Raw genomic sequence first — 16,953 nt, 5'->3', positions numbered from 1 at the left:
CGCGCATAACAAACGGCGCTGGCGCTGAGCTCCCCGGCAGAGGCCCAGCGCGACAGGCACCATTTATCCTATTTGCTGCGAAACTTCGCCCGGAAAAGCACGAAGGAGTGAATTAGCCCTTCAATTTTTCGGCAAGCGTATGTCCGAGGCGGGCGGGCGACGGCGAGACTGTAATTCCAGCCGATTTCATCGCGTCGGTCTTGGAACCGGCGTCGCCCTTGCCGCCCGAGATGATCGCACCGGCATGGCCCATGCGGCGCCCGGGAGGTGCGGTGACGCCGGCGATGAAGCCGACCATCGGCTTCTTGCGGCCGCGCTTGGCCTCGTCCTTGAGGAACTGGGCGGCGTCCTCCTCGGCGGAACCGCCGATCTCGCCGATCATGATGATCGATTCGGTCTTGGGGTCGCCCAGCAGCATCTCCAGCACGTCGATGAACTCGGTGCCCTTGACCGGGTCGCCGCCGATGCCGACCGCGGTGGTCTGGCCGAGGCCCTCCTGGGAGGTCTGGAACACGGCTTCATAGGTCAGCGTGCCCGAGCGGGAGACGATGCCGACGCTGCCGGTCTTGAAGATGTTGGCCGGCATGATGCCGATCTTGCACTCGCCGGCGGTCATGACGCCCGGGCAGTTCGGCCCGATCAGGCGCGACTTGGAGCCGGCCAGCGAGCGCTTCACGCGCACCATGTCGACCACGGGAATGCCTTCGGTGATGCAGACGATCAGCGGGATCTCGGCGTCGATGGCTTCGCAGATCGCGTCCGCGGCGCCCGGCGGCGGCACGTAGATCACCGACGCATCGGCGCCGGTCTTCTCACGCGCATCGCGCACGGTGTCGAACACCGGCAGGCCCAGATGCGTCGAGCCGCCTTTGCCCGGCGAGGTGCCGCCGACCATCTTGGTGCCATAGGCAATCGCGGCTTCGGAATGGAAGGTGCCGTTCTTGCCGGTGAAGCCCTGGCAGATGACCTTGGTGTTCTTGTCGATCAGGATGGACATGAGGTCTGCTTTCGCGAACTAACGAGTGAGAGGTCAGTGGATGCGGCGGTAGACGCCGGTGAGCACGTCGGCCCAGCCTTCCGCGTCCGGCGAGAACTGGATCTTCAACGAGTAGGAATTGTCGTCGATGATCTCGTAGACGTGGCGCGCATTGCCGCGGAGCGAGCCGCGCACCAGCGTCAGGGTCTTGCCGACCCACCCGCCGGAAGCGGGCGAGGGCGGCGTGTAGCCGAGCGAATCGTGCCAGAACAATTTGTAGGTCCGGTCGTCGCGGTCGTAGGTGAAGATGCCGTGGGTGGCGAAGCTCTGCTTGCCGTTACGCGTCTGCACCGTGTCCTGGATCAGGTAGAAGCCATTGAGATCCATGCGCGCGACGATGTGAGAGGTGGCAGGGCCACCCTCCATCCAGCGCGACGGAAAGACCACCTCTTCGCCATTCCATTCGCCGGCGAACGCGGCGAGGCGCGCGTGCTCTGCAAGCGGAGATGATGCGGCGAGATGGTCCTGGGTCATGGCCTCAGCCTCCCTTGACGGCCTTCACGATCTTCTGCGCGGCGTCGTCGAGATTGTCGGCCGGCACCACGTTCAGGCCGGATTCACGGATGATCTTCTTGCCGAGCTCGACATTGGTGCCTTCGAGGCGGACCACCAGCGGCACGCTGAGGCCGACCTCGCGCACGGCGGCGGTGACGCCTTCGGCGATCACATCGCACTTCATGATGCCGCCGAAGATGTTGACCAGGATGCCCTTCACGTTGGGATCAGCGGTGATGATCTTGAAGGCGGCCGCGACCTTCTCCTTGCTGGCGCTGCCGCCAACGTCGAGGAAGTTGGCCGGCGCCATGCCGTAGAGCTTGATGATGTCCATCGTCGCCATGGCGAGACCGGCGCCGTTGACCATGCAGCCGATGTTGCCGTCGAGGGTGACGTAGTTGAGGTCGTATTTCGACGCCTCGATTTCCTTGGCGTCTTCCTCGGTCTCGTCGCGCAGCGCGAGCACTTCGGGGTGACGGAACAGCGCGTTGTCGTCGAACGAGACCTTGGCGTCGAGCACGCGGAGCTGGCCCTGCTTGGTCACGACCAGCGGGTTGATCTCCAGCATCGACATGTCCTTGGCGACGAACGCCGCGTAGAGCTGCGCGGTGAGCTTCTCGGCCTGCTTGGCGAGATCGCCGGACAGCTTCAGCGCGTTGGCGACGGTACGGCCGTGATGGCCCATGATGCCGGTCGCCGGGTCGACCGAGAAGGTCACGATCTTCTCGGGGTTGTTGTGCGCGACGTCCTCGATGTTAACGCCGCCTTCGGTCGAGACGACGAACGAGACGCGCGAGGTCTCGCGGTCCACCAGGATCGAGAGGTAGAACTCCTTGTCGATGTCCGAGCCGTCCTCGACGTAGAGGCGGTTGACCTGCTTGCCGGCGGGGCCGGTCTGGATCGTCACCAGCGTGGCGCCGAGCATCTGCTTGGCGAATTCGGAGACCTCGGCGGCCGACTTGGCGATGCGGACGCCGCCCTTGTCGCCGGCGCTGGCTTCCTTGAACTTGCCCTTGCCGCGGCCGCCGGCGTGGATCTGGCTCTTCACCACCCAGACCGGACCCGGCAGCGCCTTGGCGGCAGCTTCCGCATCGGCGGGCTTCAGGACCGGCACGCCCTTGGAGATCGCTACGCCGAACTCGCTCAGCAGCGCTTTGGCCTGATATTCATGGATATTCATATGGTCGCTCCCTGAACCCGCGGGCGGTGACCTCTTGGGCCCACCTCAGTCTTGTGGCTGGCATACCATATACCACAGGAACTGCAACCCGGATTCTTTGACATCGATCTCTGGACTGCCGAACCGGAGGCCCGCCAAGCCTTCAACTGGTGGTCGGCCGGGCCCCGGAAGTGAAACCGCCGAAGACCGGTTTCGGTCTTCGGCGGGGATTGGTTTGACCTTAGCGGCCGAGAAGATCGGGTGCGATCTTCTTGCAGGCGTCGACCAGGCCCTGTACGGCGCCGACCGACTTGTCGAAGGCCTCGCGGTCCTTGCCGGCGAGCTCGATCTCGACGACGCGCTCGACGCCCTTGGAGCCGATCACGACGGGCACGCCGACATACATGTCCTTCACGCCGTATTCGCCGTTCAGATACGCCGCCGAGGGCAGCACGCGCTTCTTGTCACGCAGATAGCTCTCGGCCATCGCGATTGCCGACGCGGCGGGCGCGTAGAAGGCCGAGCCGGTCTTGAGCAGATTGACGATCTCGGCGCCGCCGTTGCGGGTGCGGTCGACGATCTCGTCGAGGCGCGCCTGCGAGGTCCAGCCCATCTTGACGAGGTCGGGCAACGGAATGCCGGCGACGGTGGAGTACTTCACCAACGGCACCATGGTGTCGCCGTGGCCGCCGAGCACGAAGGCGGTGACGTCCTCGACCGAGACGTTGAACTCGTCGGCCAGGAAGTAGCGGAAGCGCGCCGAATCCAGCACGCCGGCCATGCCGACGACCTTCTTGTGCGGCAGGCCGGAAGCCTTCTGCAGCGCCCAGACCATCGCGTCGAGCGGGTTGGTGATGCAGATGACGAACGCGTCGGGGGCATACTTCTTGATGCCGGCGCCGACCTGCTCCATGACCTTGAGGTTGATGGAGAGGAGGTCGTCGCGGCTCATGCCGGGCTTGCGCGGCACGCCGGCGGTGACGATGCAGACCTTGGCGTTGTCGAGCGCCTCGTAGGAGTTCGCGCCGGTGTAGTGCGCGTCGAAGCCGTCGACCGGCGAGGACTGCGCGATGTCGAGCGCCTTGCCCTGGGGCACGCCCTCGGCGATGTCGAACATCACCACGTCGCCCAGTTCTTTCAGGCCGATGAGATGAGCCAACGTTCCGCCGATCTGACCTGAGCCAATCAAAGCAATCTTGTCGCGCGCCATGTGAACCTGTCCTTTAGACACGTAAGGAGGGGAAAACTGAGACGGGTGGTTATCCCTTTCGCTTCCCTCGTTCAAGTCGCCGGATGCCCAATTGTCGGGCTTGCCGAGCATTCGAGCGCATCCCTGTCATTCCCAGGCGCGACGAAGGTCGCGAACCCGGAATCCATCGGGCGCCAACAAAGGCGGCGAAATGGATTCCGGGGCTCGCGCGTCCCAAAATGACAGCGCTGGCAAATAGGACTTAAGTCTCCACCAGGCCCTTCGTGGAGCCGCTGGCGGTGGAATCCTTGCGGCCGTGAGGCAGCGCCAGATAGGATTCCGAGCTCATTTCGATCAGGCGCGACGCCGTCCGCTTGAACTCGTTGGCCTCGTTGCCCTCGTGCGCGAGGTAGAGCGAGATCGGGTTGGCATCGGCCGAGGCCATCAGCTTCACGGCATTGTCATAGAGCGTATCGATCAGCGTGATGAAGCGCTTGGCCGCGTTACGCTGGGAGAGATCCATCACTGGAATATGGTCGACCAGGATGGTGTGATAGTCGTGCGCAAGCCTGAGATAGTCGGATGCCCCGAGCGGCTTCTCGCAGAGATCGGCGAACGCAAACCGCGCCACGCCATGGGCCGAGCACGGCACGTGCAGGATGCGGCCCTTGATCGCAATATCGCGCGGCTTGCATCTGGCGTTGCCGGTCATCTTCGACCAGGCGCGGTTGAGCGCGGCGTCCGCATCGCCGTCGGCCGGCGTCAGCCACATCGGCACGCCCTGGAGCTTCTCCAGGCGGAAATCGGTGCGCGCATCGAGCCGCAGCACGTCCATGCGGTCGGTGATCTGCTTGATGAAGGGTAGGAACAGCGAACGGTTCAGGCCGCCCTTGTAGAGATCGTCGGGCGCGACGTTGGAGGTCGCGACCACCACGGTGCCGAGCTCGAACAGCTTTGCGAACAGGCGCCCCAGGATCATCGCGTCCGCGATGTCGGTGACGTGGAATTCGTCGAAACAGAGCAGCCAGCTCTCCTCGAAGATCGCGTTCGCAGTCAGCGCGATGACGTCGCCATCGGCGATCTCACCGCGCGAGATACCCTGGCGATAATCGTAGATCCGCTCATGCGCTTCAGCCATGAACTCGTGGAAATGCGCGCGGCGCTTGTGCTCGACGGTCGAGTGCTGGAAGAACAGGTCCATCAGCATGGTCTTGCCGCGACCGACTTCGCCATGAATGTAGAGCCCGTGCGGCGCCTCGTCCTTGTCGCCGCTGAAGAGACGACTGAGCAGGCCCTGCTTGCGCTGCGGCTTGTAATTCGCGAGCCGCTGGTCGAGCGCCGCATAGGCTTCGGCGATTTCGGCCTGCGCAGCATCGGGCTCGATCGCGCCGGACGCGACCTCTGCCTGATACGCCTCGCGGAATGAGGAGTTTTGGGTCGAGAGCATCGCTCTTTACCGCCAGAGACCGGCGGAAATTGCAAGCCGTCAATTGGTGGACGGGGTATGCGCTTTCATGTCCCGGACGCGCGGCGGCGTGGAACGCTGCCGCGCAGAGCCGGGACGCACTGTTTCGTACATCGCGAAGAGCGGCCTACTCGCACAGTTCGTAGGCGTCCTCGACCACATACGGCCCGCCGCCGGTGGAGGCGCGCGACGAGAACAGCACGAAGCGTTCGGCCATGAACGCCTTGCTCGGGAAGTAGCCGCGCAGCGAGAGATAATCGGCGACGTCGCGGTCGGTGGCGTCGTGCAGCCGGGCCAGCGTGACATGCGGGATGAACTTGCGTCCCTCCGGATTAAGACCGATCCGCTGCATCATGCGTTCGAGCTCGGCCTGCAATTCCATCAGCGGCTTGCTCGGCGCGATCGTCGCAACGACTGCCCTCGGTTTGCGGCCGCCAAAACTCGTCAGCCCCTGCACCTTCACCTCGAACGGCTTGCGGTCGACGCGAAACAGCATCGAGGCGATCTCGTTGGCGGACAGGCCGTCGATGTCGCCGATGAAGCGCAAGGTGACGTGATAATTTTCGGGATCGATCCACCGGGCGCCGGGAAGGCCACCCCGCAAGTTGGAAAGCGACTGGCCGATCTCGGCCGGAATTTCCAGACCAGTGAACAAACGCGGCATCGTTCAGCACTCCCGATGCTTGGGCACAGTCCCTGAGCAGGACCTTACCCAAATTAGAGCCGGCGACGAATCACCGGTACCCTGATTCCTATCGCAGTTGTGTGACTCTGCGAAGCATCGCGCGCCCCACCCCGGTAAATCCCTGGGAATTACGGCTGGCGCTGCCCGCTTTTCAACGCCGTTGCTCGCTTATCGTGCCAAGGAATGCCTCCACTGTGGGCATGATGTTGCCGACGATGATGTCGACACCGGCCGCGGTCGGATGAATGCCGTCGGCCTGGTTGAGCCTGGCGTCGGCCGCAACACCGTCGAGGAAGAACGGATAGAGCGGCACGTCGAATTTTTTCGCTAGATCCGGATAAATCGAATTGAAGCGCGCAGCATATTCCGCGCCGTAATTCGGCGGTGCCAGCATGCCGCACAGCATCACCGCGATCTTGCGGGCCTTGAGCCGCGCGACGATGTCGGTCAGCGCAGTCCGTGTCAGGTCGGGATCGATGCCGCGCAGCGCGTCGTTGGCGCCGAGCTCGATGATCACGCCGTCGGTTCCGTCCGGGACCGACCAGTCAAGCCGGTCACGGCCGCCGGACGAGGTGTCGCCGGACACTCCGGCATTCGTCATGTCCACCGCTATCCCTTTGGCTTGTAAGGCTTTTTGAAGTTTTGTCGGGAATGCTTCCTGGACCTGAAGGCCGAGGCCGGCGCTCAGGGAATCGCCGAGAACGACGAGCTTGACCGGTTTCGTCGCTTCCGCCCAAGCCGGGTTCACGACCGTCATCAAAGCGAGCATCAACACGGCTATGTGCATGAAGAATCCGTAACGCCTCTCGACCGCGTGTGCGGAGTTGCCATATGACCGGACCATGGACACTCGCATCGAAACCTCTTCGCTCGCCGGCACCGTGCCGGACACCATCGCCATCTCCAACGTCAATCTTTCATTGGGTACGGGCGCGGCACGCGTTCACATCCTCAAGGATATCAGCCTGCGGGTCGGCCGTAGCGAGACGATCGGCCTGATCGGCCCGTCAGGCTCGGGCAAATCCACGCTGCTGATGGTGATGGCGGGGTTGGAGCGTCCTGATAGCGGAGAGGTGGTGGTGAATGGCACGCCTTTCAATGCCCTCGACGAGGACGCGCTGGCCCGCTTCCGCGGCCGCCAGGTCGGCATCGTCTTCCAGTCCTTCCATTTGATCCCGACCATGACGGCGCTGGAGAACGTCGCCGTGCCGCTCGAGCTCGCGGGCAACCCGGACGCTGCAAGACGCGCGGCGCAGGAGCTGCAATCGGTCGGGCTCGGCGACCGCCTGCATCATTATCCGACCCAGCTGTCGGGCGGCGAGCAGCAGCGCGTCGCACTGGCCCGCGCGCTGGCGCCCGATCCCGCGATCCTCGTCGCGGACGAGCCGACCGGCAACCTCGACGAGGCCACGGGAAAACAGATCGTCGATCTGCTGTTCGGCAAGCATGCCGAGCGCGGCATGACGCTGGTGCTGGTGACGCACGATTCCTCGCTCGCGCATCGCTGCGATCGCGTGATCCGCCTGCGCTCCGGGCGCATCGACACCCAGTCCGCGCCGGCATGAGCGTCGCGGCTGAACCGTTCGCGAGGCCCAACGCCGTCGCGCTGTCGCTGCGCTACGCGCTGCGCGAATTGCGCGGAGGCCTGCGCGGCTTCTATGTCTTCATCGCCTGCATCGCGCTTGGCGTGATGGCCATCGCCGGCGTCGGCTCGGTCTCGGCGAGCCTCTCCGACGGTCTCGCCCGCGAGGGCCGCACGCTGCTCGGGGGCGACGTCTCCTTCGTGCTGTTCCAGCGCGAGGCGAAGCCCGAGGAGGTCTCCTTCCTGCGCTCGCGCGGCACCGTCTCGACGGCCGCCACCTTGCGCGGCATGGCCCGCTCGGCCGAGGGCAAGCTCGCGCTGGTCGAGATGAAGGCGGTCGACGACACCTATCCGATGCTGGGCCAGCTGACGCTGGCGCCACAGCTAGCGATGTCCGACCTGCTCGCGATGCGCGACGGCGCGTTCGGTGCCGCCGCCGATCCGACGTTGCTGGCGCGGCTGTCGCTGAAGACCGGCGACCGCGTCACCATCGGAAGCGCAACGTTCCAGATCCGCAGCACCGTCGAAGCCGAGCCCGACAAGCTCGCCGGCGGCATCGGCTTCGGGCCGCGCTTCCTGATCAGCGAGGCGGGCCTGCGCGCCACCGGACTGATCCAGCCCGGCAGCCTGGTGCGCTGGGTCTACCGGGTGAAGCTGCCTGATACCGGCAACAGCGAGCGCGCCACGGAGGCCTTCATCGCGGATGCGCGCAACGCGGCGCCGCAGGCCGGCTGGGAGGTCCGCAGCCGCTCCAATGCCTCGCCGCAGCTCGAACGCAACATCAGCCGCTTCACGCAATTCCTGACGCTGGTCGGCCTCGCCGCGCTGCTGGTCGGCGGCGTCGGCGTTGCCAATGCCGTCAAGAGCCACATCGACCGCAAGCTCGAGGTCATCGCAGCCTTCAAGGCCGTCGGCGCCACCGGGCGCGACGTGTTCGGCATCTACCTGGCGCAGGTCCTCCTGCTGGCCGGAATCGGCTCGGTGATCGGGCTGGCGCTCGGCGCCGCCATGCCCTTCGCCATCGTCGGCCTGTTCGGCAAACTGCTGCCGCTGCCGGTGGTGCCGGCCGTGCACGCCGACGAGCTGGCGCTGTCCTTCGTCTATGGCTTGCTGACCGCGCTGGCCTTCGGTCTGTGGCCGCTCGGGCGGGTGCACGACGTGCCGGTGGCGGCACTGTTCCGCGACACCGTCAGCTCGGAATGGCACCGGCCGCGCCTGGGCTATCTCGTGTTCATGGCCGTCGTGGTGGCGCTGCTGATCGCGGTCGTGATCGGACTTTCTTTCGACAAGCGCATCGCCGCGGTGTTTGTGGCTTCCTCCGTCGTGGTGTTCGCCCTGCTGCGCGGCATTGCCGCCCTGCTGATGGGAATCGCGCGGCGGCTGCCGCGCACGCGCCTGCCGATGCTGCGGCTTGCGATCGCCAACATCCACCGGCCGGGCGCGCTGACGCCCTCCGTCGTGCTGTCGCTCGGGCTCGGGCTCGCGGTGCTCGTCACCATCACCCAGATCGATGGCAATCTGCGCCGACAATTCCTCGCGGCATTGCCGGACCGCGCGCCGTCGTTCTTCTTCATCGACATCCCGAGCACGCAGGCCGAGCAGTTCGACGGCTATCTGCGCCAGATCGCGCCGGGCGCGACAGTCGAGGACGTGCCGATGCTGCGCGGGCGCATCGTCGGTGCGCGCGGCGTGCGCGCCGAGGAGCTCAAGCCCACCACCGATTCGGAGTGGGTGCTGCAAAGCGACCGCGGCCTGACCTATACCGCGGAGCTGCCGAAGGGCTCCAAGGTGGTCGAAGGCGAATGGTGGAAGGCCGACTATTCCGGCCCGCCGCTGGTCTCGATGGAGAAGAAGATCGCCGACGGGCTCGCCCTCAAGCTCGGCGACGAGGTCGTGGTCAACGTGCTCGGCCGCGACATCCCCGCCAAAATCGGCAATCTGCGCACCATCGACTGGCAGGGGATGGGCATCAATTTCGTTCTCGTGTTCTCGCCGAACGCCTTCAAGGGCGCGCCGCACACCCATATCGCGACGCTGACCGAGGCCGGCGGCGATGCGGCCGGCGACGGCAAGATCATCAGGCAAGTCGCCGACACCTATCCGATGGTGACGAGCGTGCGCGTGCGCGAGGTGATGGAGACGGTCGGCTCGGTCGTGACCAATCTGGCGCTGGCGATCCGCGGCGCCAGCGCGATCACCCTGATCTCGGCGATCCTGGTGCTGGGCGGGGCGCTCGCCGCCGGCCACCGCCACCGGGTCTACGATGCCGTGATCCTCAAGACGCTGGGCGCGACCCGGCTGCGGCTGCTCGGCGCCTATGCCCTCGAATACCTGCTGATCGGCCTCGCCACCGCGGTGTTCGGCGTGATCGCCGGCAGCATCGCGGCCTGGATGATCGTGACGCGGCTGATGACGCTGACGTTCGTCTGGCAGGCCGGCAGCGCGGCCGGCGTGGTCGCGGCTGCCCTGGTCGTCACGGTCGGACTCGGGCTCGCCGGGACGCTGCTGGCTTTGAACAAAAAGCCCGCCACGGTGTTGCGGAATTTGTGACAAATGGTAGCGGGTAGCCGCGCAATGTCGGAATTGCACGATTCCAGCGATTAACCACGCCTGCTCGTCAGGATTGCGGGCGAGGGCGACATTCAGCCGCGCGTGGACGGTTGCAGCGAATGTGTTAGTTTCCCACATATCCAATGGGTTCGGACCCCCGATTGTGAGCCAAATTTAATGTCGGCGCACACCGGTATCCGAGATAGAATTTGACGAACCGGCGGCATGGCGACCCTCATGCCGGACCGGGCCAACCAACGGGAATTCGACCATGTCGGACCTAGACCGTAACTACGCTTCTCCTTTCGGCAGGGCCGCCGGGCGTGTTGACGCCGCGACGGTCGATGCCGGCCTGCGCGCCTACATGCTGCGCATCTACAATTACATGAGCATCGGCCTGGCCATCACCGGCCTTGCCGCGCTTGGCGTCTATATGGCCGCCGTGACCGACGTTCCGACCCCGGAAGCGGTCCGCGTCGGCAAGCTGTTCCTGACGCCGTTCGGCTACGCGATGTTCGTCAGCCCCCTGAAGTGGCTGTTCATGCTCGCGCCGCTCGCAATGGTGTTCGTGATCTCGGCGGGCATCAACCGTCTCGCCCCCTCGACCGCACAGATCCTGTTCTGGGTGTTCGCGGCGCTGATGGGCATCTCGCTGTCGTCGATCTTCCTGGTGTTCACGCACACCTCGATCGTGCGCGTGTTCTTCATCACGGCCGCCACGTTCGGTGCACTGAGCCTGTACGGCTACAGCACCAAGCGTGACCTGAGCGGGATGAGCTCGTTCCTGTTCATGGGCCTGATCGGCATCATCATCGCCAGCCTGGTGAACCTGTTCCTGGGCAGCTCGCTGCTCCAGTTCATCGTGTCGGTGGTCGGCGTGCTGGTGTTCGCGGGCCTCACCGCCTGGGACACCCAGCGGCTGAAGAACGACTACATCTACGGCTACGCTTCGGCCGGCGGTGAAATCGCAGAGCGTGCGGCCATCACCGGCGCCCTGTCGCTGTACCTGAACTTCATCAACCTGTTCACGCTGCTCCTGCAGCTCCTCGGCCAGCGCGACTAAGCGCTGGACCTGAGGGAACGGACGCAAACCCCGGCCGGGAGGCCGGGGTTTTTGTTTGGGCGGGGGCTCGTCCCACGCGCGCCGTCATTGCGAGGAGCCCTTGCGACGAAGCAATCCGGAGTCCCACCGCGGATGCATCTCTGGATTGCTTCGCTGCGCTCGCAATGACGGGGGTGGAGGCGCCGGTGGGCCTTCCAGCGGCCGCGGGAAGGCTCTAGTCTTCCCTCATGTCCGCACCTGATATCAGGCCTACAACCGAGGCCGACCTTCCCGCCATCACCGCCATCTACCAGCAGGCCGTCCGCGAGGGCACCGCGACGTTCGAGCTGGAGCCGCCCGACCTCACTGAAATGACGCGCCGCTACCGCGCGCTGGTCGATGGCGGCTATCCCTATTTCGTCGCCATCCTCGACGGTCGCGTGGCCGGCTATGCCTATGCCGGCGCCTACCGGCCGCGGCCGGCCTACCGCTTCACGGTCGAGAACTCGATCTATCTCGACCCCAGCTTCCACCGCCGCGGCATCGGCTCGTTGCTGCTGGACCGCCTGATCACGGAATGCGAGGCGCGCGGCTTCCGCCAGATGATCGCGGTGATCGGCGATTCCGCCAATGCCGGCTCGATCGGCGTGCACACGCGCGGCGGCTTCAAGATGATCGGCACGCATCCCAGTGTCGGCCTGAAATTCGGCCGCTGGCTGGACACGGTGATGATGCAGCGCGACCTCGGCGAGGGCGCGAGCACGGTGCCGGGGAAGTAGGGGCGGTCTCGTAGCCCGGGTGAGCGCAGCGATACCTGGGAACGCTGCAAGCTAAGACCCGGATGTCGCTTCGCTCATCCGGGCTACGGACGGCGGCTATACCACCGCCAGCTTCCGATCGATCACCAGCAGCACGCGCTCGAGCTCGTGGCCGCGGCGCAGGATCAGGCCGGTCGCGGAGATCACGCTGTACATGCCCTGCTTGCGCGCGAGGCGCGGGTCTTTCTCGATGCGATAGATCGGCACCTCCGAGGCGCGGCGGAACACCGAGAACACGGCGCGGTCCTTCAGGAAGTCGATGGCATAATCGCGCCACTCGCCGTCGGCGACCATGCGGCCGTAGAGATTGAGGATGCGGTGCAGTTCGAGCCGGTTGAACGTCACCCGGTTCGGCTGGGCGTTCGCAGCGGCGGGGTGCGCCACTGCGCGCTGTCCGCTCGGATCGGCATCCTCCGACATCACACCCATGGAGCGGCTCCTGTCGCATCAGCATGATCGCGTCCGCGAAGACCGTCCCCGGAACCGCGGATCATGACAGTTGCATGATTGCGCCAACCGTTCCGCACCGCAAGGGGCTCCCTTACTCAACTCATTGAATCGGGTGCGAATCGGAGCACACGCAGGAGTGGAACTCTGTCGCGACGAACCGTCACGGGATCGTTAGAAGGAATCATAGTATCGCCTCTTTTCCGCCAAGCGCCTGCCGCCCTGCATTGCGAAAAGACTTGTGTGCGTTGACCCGGTCCTTTCGGTTCCGGATTCCTCAGCCCCCAGCCCCCCGGGGCCGTCAGGATCGGGTCTGTACGCGCGACAAGGAGGGCCAACGCAAGTTGGTCCTTTTTTGTTTGTGTCGGGATGTTTCCGGCACGACCGACGTTCTCTTCGATCAGCGTAGACACTCTCTCCCCTCATCCTGAGGAGCCGCGCATGCGCGGCGTCTCGAAGGATCGAGGCCGAGTTGCACGAGCCGGGCCTGCATGGTTCGAGACGCGCGCAAGGGCGCGCTCCTCACCATGAGGAGCGAAACTGAGCGCGACGTCAGAGAGAGAATCGAATCAGTGCAGCGACGTGTACGCCGCGCCGAGCATCGCGCCCGGCTTTTCACGGTTGCCGTCCTGGACATAGACCACAGCGCCGTCGACGCCGTCGCGCGTGAGATTTTCCAGCGGTACCGTCCAGCTTTCCGGACGTCCGTTCCAGTCGCCGACCTTGAGTAGATTGCGCACGACGTTGTGATAGGTGAGCTGCTGTCCGCGATTTTCGCCACGGCTGATCTCGATCGGCACCGATTTCGTGATCGAGCAGATCCAGACCTCGCCGTGCGAGACCGCCGGCTCCTTGCTCTCCGCCACCGAGACATTGATGTGCTTGCCCGCAAGCGACATCGTCACCGGCACGCTCATCACGCCCATGCCCTTGTCGGTCTTGCCGATCGCGCTCTCGATGCCGGCGCGATCGCTGCCGATGACATGCGTGGAACCGTTGACCACGACTTGCGGCGTATAGACCTCGCGGTCGCCGCGCATGCGCGAATAGGCGCGCTGCCGCGCCGAGAAGCGCGAATCCGCAAGCGTGTCCTTCCAGCCGAGATAGTCCCAATAGTCGATCGGCATGCTCAGCGCGATGATCGACGGGTCGTTGGAGAGATCGCCGATGACCTTGTCGGCGGGCGGGCAGGAGGAGCAGCCCTGCGAGGTGAAAAGCTCGACCACGGCGCGGGGATCAGCCTCGGCGGGGCGGATGACGGCGACGATTGCGCAGATCCCAAGTGCTCCCGACCAGAGGGCACCGGACCAGCGCGAAACCAGATGAGAAGCCGTCATTGTTGTCATGTCGAACGCCGCACACCATTGCTCGTGAAGGGAAATCTTATCGCCTGATGGTCACCGTAGTCTTACGGGGCGCAGCATATTCATCCGTCCAGGCAACCGTCCAAGGGGAGGTTTTCCGCCGGGCGGGCCCACAGAAGCATGCCGCAAACGCGCGAAGGCGGCCTTTTGATAGGCCGCCTTCGTTTAACCTTCTACTCACGTCGCGGTGAGCCACCGTTCACAAATTCGCGCTTAGGCCGCGAGCTTGCGCAGCACGTAGTGCAGGATGCCGCCGTTCCGGTAGTAGTCGAGCTCGTCCAGCGTATCGATGCGGCAAAGCAGCGAAACGCGCTGCAACGAGCCGTCACCCGAGACGATCTCCGCGGTCAGCTTCTGACGCGGCTTCAGGTCGCCGACGAGGCCGCGCAGCGTGACCTTCTCGTCGCCCTTCAGGCCGAGCGACGACCATGAGGTGCCTTCCTCGAAGGTCAGCGGCAGCACGCCCATGCCGACCAGGTTGGAGCGGTGGATGCGCTCGAAGCTCTGGCAGATCACGGCGCGCACGCCGAGCAGACGCGTGCCCTTCGCCGCCCAGTCGCGCGAGGAGCCGTTGCCGTATTCGGCGCCGGCGAACACCACGAGCGGCACCTGCTCCTGCTGGTACTTCATCGCGGCGTCGTAGATCGACATCTGCTCGCCGTCGGGCCAGTGCTTGGTGAGACCGCCCTCGGGAATGTTGCCGTCGGCGCCCTTCAGCATGAAGTTCTTGATGCGGATGTTGGCGAAGGTGCCGCGCATCATGACTTCATGATTGCCGCGACGCGTGCCGTACTGGTTGAAGTCGGCGGGACGCACCTGGTGCTCGCTGAGATATTTTCCGGCGGGCGAGGTGAGCTTGATCGAACCGGCCGGCGAGATGTGGTCGGTGGTGATCTTGTCGCCGAACATGGCGAGGATGCGCGCCTCGACGATGTCGGTGACCGGCTCCGGCTCCTTCTTCATGCCGTCGAAATAGGGCGGGTTCTGCACATAGGTCGAAGACATGTTCCAGCGATAGGTCTCGCTCTCGACCGTCTTGATCTTGCGCCAGTTGGTGTCGCCCTTGAACACGTCGGCATACTTCTTCTTGAAGATCGACGCGGTCACGAACTTCTTCATGAAGGCGTTGATCTCCTTGGTCGTCGGCCAGATGTCCTTCAGGTACACCGGCTTGCCGTCCTTGCCCTCGCCGAGCGGCTCGACCGCGAGGTTCTTGGTGACGCTGCCGGCGAGCGCGTGTGCGACGACCAGCGGCGGCGAGGCCAGATAATTCGCCTGAACGTCCGGCGAGACCCGGCCTTCGAAGTTGCGGTTGCCGGAGAGCACGGCGGCTGCGACGATGCCGTTGTCGTTGATCGACTTCGAGATCTCCTCAGGCAGCGGACCGGAATTGCCGATGCAGGTGGTGCAGCCGAAGCCGACCAGGTTGAAGCCGACCTTGTCGAGATCGGCCTGCAGCCCGGAATCGGCGAGATAGCCGGCGACCACCTGGCTGCCCGGGGCGAGCGAGGTCTTCACCCACGGCTTTGCCTTGAGGCCCTTCGCGGCGGCGTTGCGCGCCAGGAGGCCGGCGCCGATCAGCACGCTCGGGTTCGAGGTGTTGGTGCAGGACGTGATCGCGGCGATCACGACGTCGCCGTGGCCGATCTCGAAATTCTTGCCGTCGACGGCAAAGCGCTTGGTCGGCTCCTCGGCCTTCTTGTACTCGGTGCCGAGTGCGAGCGAGAAGCCTTCGGCGACCGACGGCAGCGCGATGCGGCCTTCGGGACGCTTCGGACCGGCCATCGAGGGAACGACGTCGGCGAGGTCGAGCGTCAGGGTTTCCGTGAACACCGGATCGACCGACTTGGCGGTGCGGAACAGCCCCTGCGCCTTCGCATAGGCCTGCACCAGCGCGACGCGCGCCGGCGCGCGGCCGGAGGTCTTGAGGTAGTCGATCGCGGCGGCGTCGACCGGGAAGAAGCCGCAGGTCGCGCCGTATTCCGGCGCCATGTTGGCGATCGTGGCCTTGTCGGCGACCGAGAGATTGTCGAGGCCGGGGCCGAAGAACTCGACGAACTTGCCGACCACGCCGAGCTTGCGCAGCATCTGCGTGACGGTCAGCACGAGGTCGGTCGCGGTGACGCCTTCCTTCATGGCGCCCTTCAGCTTGAAGCCGACGACGTTGGGCAGCAGCATCGACAGCGGTTGGCCGAGCATGCAGGCTTCCGCCTCGATGCCGCCGACGCCCCAGCCGAGCACGGCGAGACCGTTGACCATGGTGGTGTGGGAGTCGGTGCCGACGAGCGAGTCGGGATAGGCGACCTCGAAGGTGCCGGTCTTCTTGCCGACCGTCATCTTCTCCTTCTTGGTCCAGACCGTCTGGGAGAGATATTCGAGGTTGACCTGGTGGCAGATGCCGGTGCCGGGCGGCACGACGGAGAAGTTCGAGAACGCCTTCTGGCCCCACTTCAGGAACTCGTAGCGCTCCTGGTTCTGCTTGTATTCCTCGGCGACGTTCTTGCCGAAGGCCTTGTTGTCACCGAAGAAGTTCACGATCACGGAGTGGTCGATGACGAGGTCGACCGGCACCAGCGGGTTGATCTTCTCGGCATCGCCGCCGAGCTTCTGCATCGCGTTGCGCATCGCGGCGAGGTCAACGACGGCCGGCACGCCGGTAAAATCCTGCATCAGCACGCGGGCCGGGCGGAATGCGATCTCATGCTCCAGCGACTTCTTGCGCAGCCACTTCGACACCGCGACGATGTCTTCCTTCTTGACCGAGCGGCCGTCCTCGTTGCGCAGGAGGTTCTCGAGCAGGACCTTCATCGAGTAGGGGAGTTTCGAAATTCCCTTCAGACCATTCTTCTCGGCCGTGGGCAGGCTGTAATAGACATAGGTCTTGGCGCCGACCTTGAGGGTCTTTTTGCATTTGAAGCTGTCGAGCGAGGTCATGTAGGAAAATCCCAATTGTTAGTTATACCCGGCAAGGGGTATTTTAACACCGTCAGCGAGTCCGGCTGGGTCGCTTGCAGGGGCAGGTTGAGTTGCTGCATCAAGTAGTTCCGGGCTTATAGAAGCTTTCTAACCGCGCCGCCACAGCCACAATCGTGCCGCAGCAATTCGCGAGCCAAAAATTCCC

General features: G+C 64.7%; 14 protein-coding genes. 4 read left to right on the top strand and 10 right to left on the bottom strand.

The window, feature by feature from the left end:
* Positions 1 to 112: 112 nt before the first annotated feature.
* From sucD to NLM15_RS02130, 7 genes are all read right to left on the bottom strand, one after another.
* Positions 113 to 997 (bottom strand): succinate--CoA ligase subunit alpha, encoded by an 885-nt coding sequence (gene sucD / locus NLM15_RS02160; protein ID WP_254115052.1) that lies wholly within the window; start codon positions 995 to 997, stop codon positions 113 to 115.
* 33 nt (positions 998 to 1,030) lie between these two features.
* The gene (locus NLM15_RS02155; protein WP_254115051.1) at positions 1,031 to 1,510 is read right to left on the bottom strand and encodes a DUF1579 domain-containing protein; all 480 of its coding nucleotides are present in this window, start codon (positions 1,508 to 1,510) and stop codon (positions 1,031 to 1,033) included.
* A gap of 4 nt (positions 1,511 to 1,514) precedes the next feature.
* Positions 1,515 to 2,711 carry an ADP-forming succinate--CoA ligase subunit beta gene (gene sucC, locus NLM15_RS02150; protein ID WP_254115050.1) on the bottom strand — a complete coding sequence of 399 codons (1,197 nt, stop codon included), beginning with the start codon at positions 2,709 to 2,711 and terminating at the stop codon, positions 1,515 to 1,517.
* A gap of 220 nt (positions 2,712 to 2,931) precedes the next feature.
* Positions 2,932 to 3,900 carry a malate dehydrogenase gene (mdh, locus tag NLM15_RS02145; RefSeq protein ID WP_008145224.1) on the bottom strand — a complete coding sequence of 323 codons (969 nt, stop codon included), beginning with the start codon at positions 3,898 to 3,900 and terminating at the stop codon, positions 2,932 to 2,934.
* Positions 3,901 to 4,141: 241 nt separating this feature from the next.
* Positions 4,142 to 5,326, bottom strand: a complete 1,185-nt coding sequence (gene zapE / locus NLM15_RS02140) for a cell division protein ZapE (RefSeq protein ID WP_254115049.1) — start codon at positions 5,324 to 5,326, stop codon at positions 4,142 to 4,144.
* Positions 5,327 to 5,471: 145 nt separating this feature from the next.
* Positions 5,472 to 6,008 (bottom strand): RNA 2',3'-cyclic phosphodiesterase, encoded by a 537-nt coding sequence (gene thpR, locus NLM15_RS02135; protein WP_254115048.1) that lies wholly within the window; start codon positions 6,006 to 6,008, stop codon positions 5,472 to 5,474.
* A gap of 172 nt (positions 6,009 to 6,180) precedes the next feature.
* The gene (locus NLM15_RS02130; RefSeq protein ID WP_254124123.1) at positions 6,181 to 6,816 is read right to left on the bottom strand and encodes an arylesterase; all 636 of its coding nucleotides are present in this window, start codon (positions 6,814 to 6,816) and stop codon (positions 6,181 to 6,183) included.
* A 55-nt stretch (positions 6,817 to 6,871) separates the two neighbouring features.
* On the opposite strand from NLM15_RS02130, the gene NLM15_RS02125 reads away from it, so the two are divergent.
* From NLM15_RS02125 to NLM15_RS02110, 4 genes are all read left to right on the top strand, one after another.
* Positions 6,872 to 7,594, top strand: coding sequence for an ABC transporter ATP-binding protein (locus NLM15_RS02125; protein WP_254115047.1), 723 nt, complete (start codon positions 6,872 to 6,874; stop codon positions 7,592 to 7,594).
* Complete coding sequence (locus tag NLM15_RS02120; protein ID WP_254115046.1) at positions 7,591 to 10,161, top strand: ABC transporter permease; 2,571 nt, start codon at positions 7,591 to 7,593, stop codon at positions 10,159 to 10,161. The genes NLM15_RS02125 and NLM15_RS02120 overlap by 4 nt, the downstream gene beginning before the upstream one ends.
* A 271-nt stretch (positions 10,162 to 10,432) precedes the next feature.
* Positions 10,433 to 11,224, top strand: a complete 792-nt coding sequence (locus tag NLM15_RS02115) for a Bax inhibitor-1/YccA family protein (RefSeq protein WP_254115045.1) — start codon at positions 10,433 to 10,435, stop codon at positions 11,222 to 11,224.
* Positions 11,225 to 11,451: 227 nt separating this feature from the next.
* A complete protein-coding gene (locus NLM15_RS02110; protein WP_254115044.1) occupies positions 11,452 to 11,982 on the top strand; it encodes a GNAT family N-acetyltransferase in 531 nt (176 codons plus the stop codon).
* 96 nt (positions 11,983 to 12,078) lie between these two features.
* On the opposite strand, the gene NLM15_RS02105 is transcribed toward NLM15_RS02110, so the two are convergent.
* From NLM15_RS02105 to acnA, 3 genes are all read right to left on the bottom strand, one after another.
* Entirely contained in the window at positions 12,079 to 12,450 is a 372-nt protein-coding gene (locus NLM15_RS02105) for a DUF2794 domain-containing protein (protein ID WP_254115043.1), read from the bottom strand.
* A 587-nt stretch (positions 12,451 to 13,037) separates the two neighbouring features.
* On the bottom strand, positions 13,038 to 13,814 hold the full coding sequence (locus tag NLM15_RS02100; protein WP_254115042.1) for a thioredoxin family protein: 777 nt from the start codon (positions 13,812 to 13,814) through the stop codon (positions 13,038 to 13,040).
* 231 nt (positions 13,815 to 14,045) lie between these two features.
* On the bottom strand, positions 14,046 to 16,766 hold the full coding sequence (acnA, locus tag NLM15_RS02095; RefSeq protein ID WP_254115041.1) for an aconitate hydratase AcnA: 2,721 nt from the start codon (positions 16,764 to 16,766) through the stop codon (positions 14,046 to 14,048).
* Positions 16,767 to 16,953: the final 187 nt, after the last annotated feature.

Origin of the sequence: Bradyrhizobium sp. CCGB20 (assembly GCF_024199855.1) — a bacterium.
Classification (GTDB): domain Bacteria; phylum Pseudomonadota; class Alphaproteobacteria; order Rhizobiales; family Xanthobacteraceae; genus Bradyrhizobium.
The sequence above is the reverse complement of the archived record's forward strand: the minus strand, read 5'-3'. Positions and strand labels throughout refer to the sequence as shown.

Coding starts and splice junctions, on each gene's coding strand:
- sucC (WP_254115050.1), bottom strand. CDS start 2,711: ATGAATATCCATGAATATCAGGCCAAAGCGCTGCTGAGCGAGTTCGGC.
- zapE (WP_254115049.1), bottom strand. CDS start 5,326: ATGCTCTCGACCCAAAACTCCTCATTCCGCGAGGCGTATCAGGCAGAG.
- thpR (WP_254115048.1), bottom strand. CDS start 6,008: ATGCCGCGTTTGTTCACTGGTCTGGAAATTCCGGCCGAGATCGGCCAG.
- NLM15_RS02155 (WP_254115051.1), bottom strand. CDS start 1,510: ATGACCCAGGACCATCTCGCCGCATCATCTCCGCTTGCAGAGCACGCG.
- NLM15_RS02120 (WP_254115046.1), top strand. CDS start 7,591: ATGAGCGTCGCGGCTGAACCGTTCGCGAGGCCCAACGCCGTCGCGCTG.
- NLM15_RS02115 (WP_254115045.1), top strand. CDS start 10,433: ATGTCGGACCTAGACCGTAACTACGCTTCTCCTTTCGGCAGGGCCGCC.
- acnA (WP_254115041.1), bottom strand. CDS start 16,766: ATGACCTCGCTCGACAGCTTCAAATGCAAAAAGACCCTCAAGGTCGGC.
- NLM15_RS02105 (WP_254115043.1), bottom strand. CDS start 12,450: ATGGGTGTGATGTCGGAGGATGCCGATCCGAGCGGACAGCGCGCAGTG.
- NLM15_RS02110 (WP_254115044.1), top strand. CDS start 11,452: ATGTCCGCACCTGATATCAGGCCTACAACCGAGGCCGACCTTCCCGCC.
- NLM15_RS02125 (WP_254115047.1), top strand. CDS start 6,872: ATGGACACTCGCATCGAAACCTCTTCGCTCGCCGGCACCGTGCCGGAC.
- mdh (WP_008145224.1), bottom strand. CDS start 3,900: ATGGCGCGCGACAAGATTGCTTTGATTGGCTCAGGTCAGATCGGCGGA.
- NLM15_RS02130 (WP_254124123.1), bottom strand. CDS start 6,816: ATGCACATAGCCGTGTTGATGCTCGCTTTGATGACGGTCGTGAACCCG.
- NLM15_RS02100 (WP_254115042.1), bottom strand. CDS start 13,814: ATGACAACAATGACGGCTTCTCATCTGGTTTCGCGCTGGTCCGGTGCC.
- sucD (WP_254115052.1), bottom strand. CDS start 997: ATGTCCATCCTGATCGACAAGAACACCAAGGTCATCTGCCAGGGCTTC.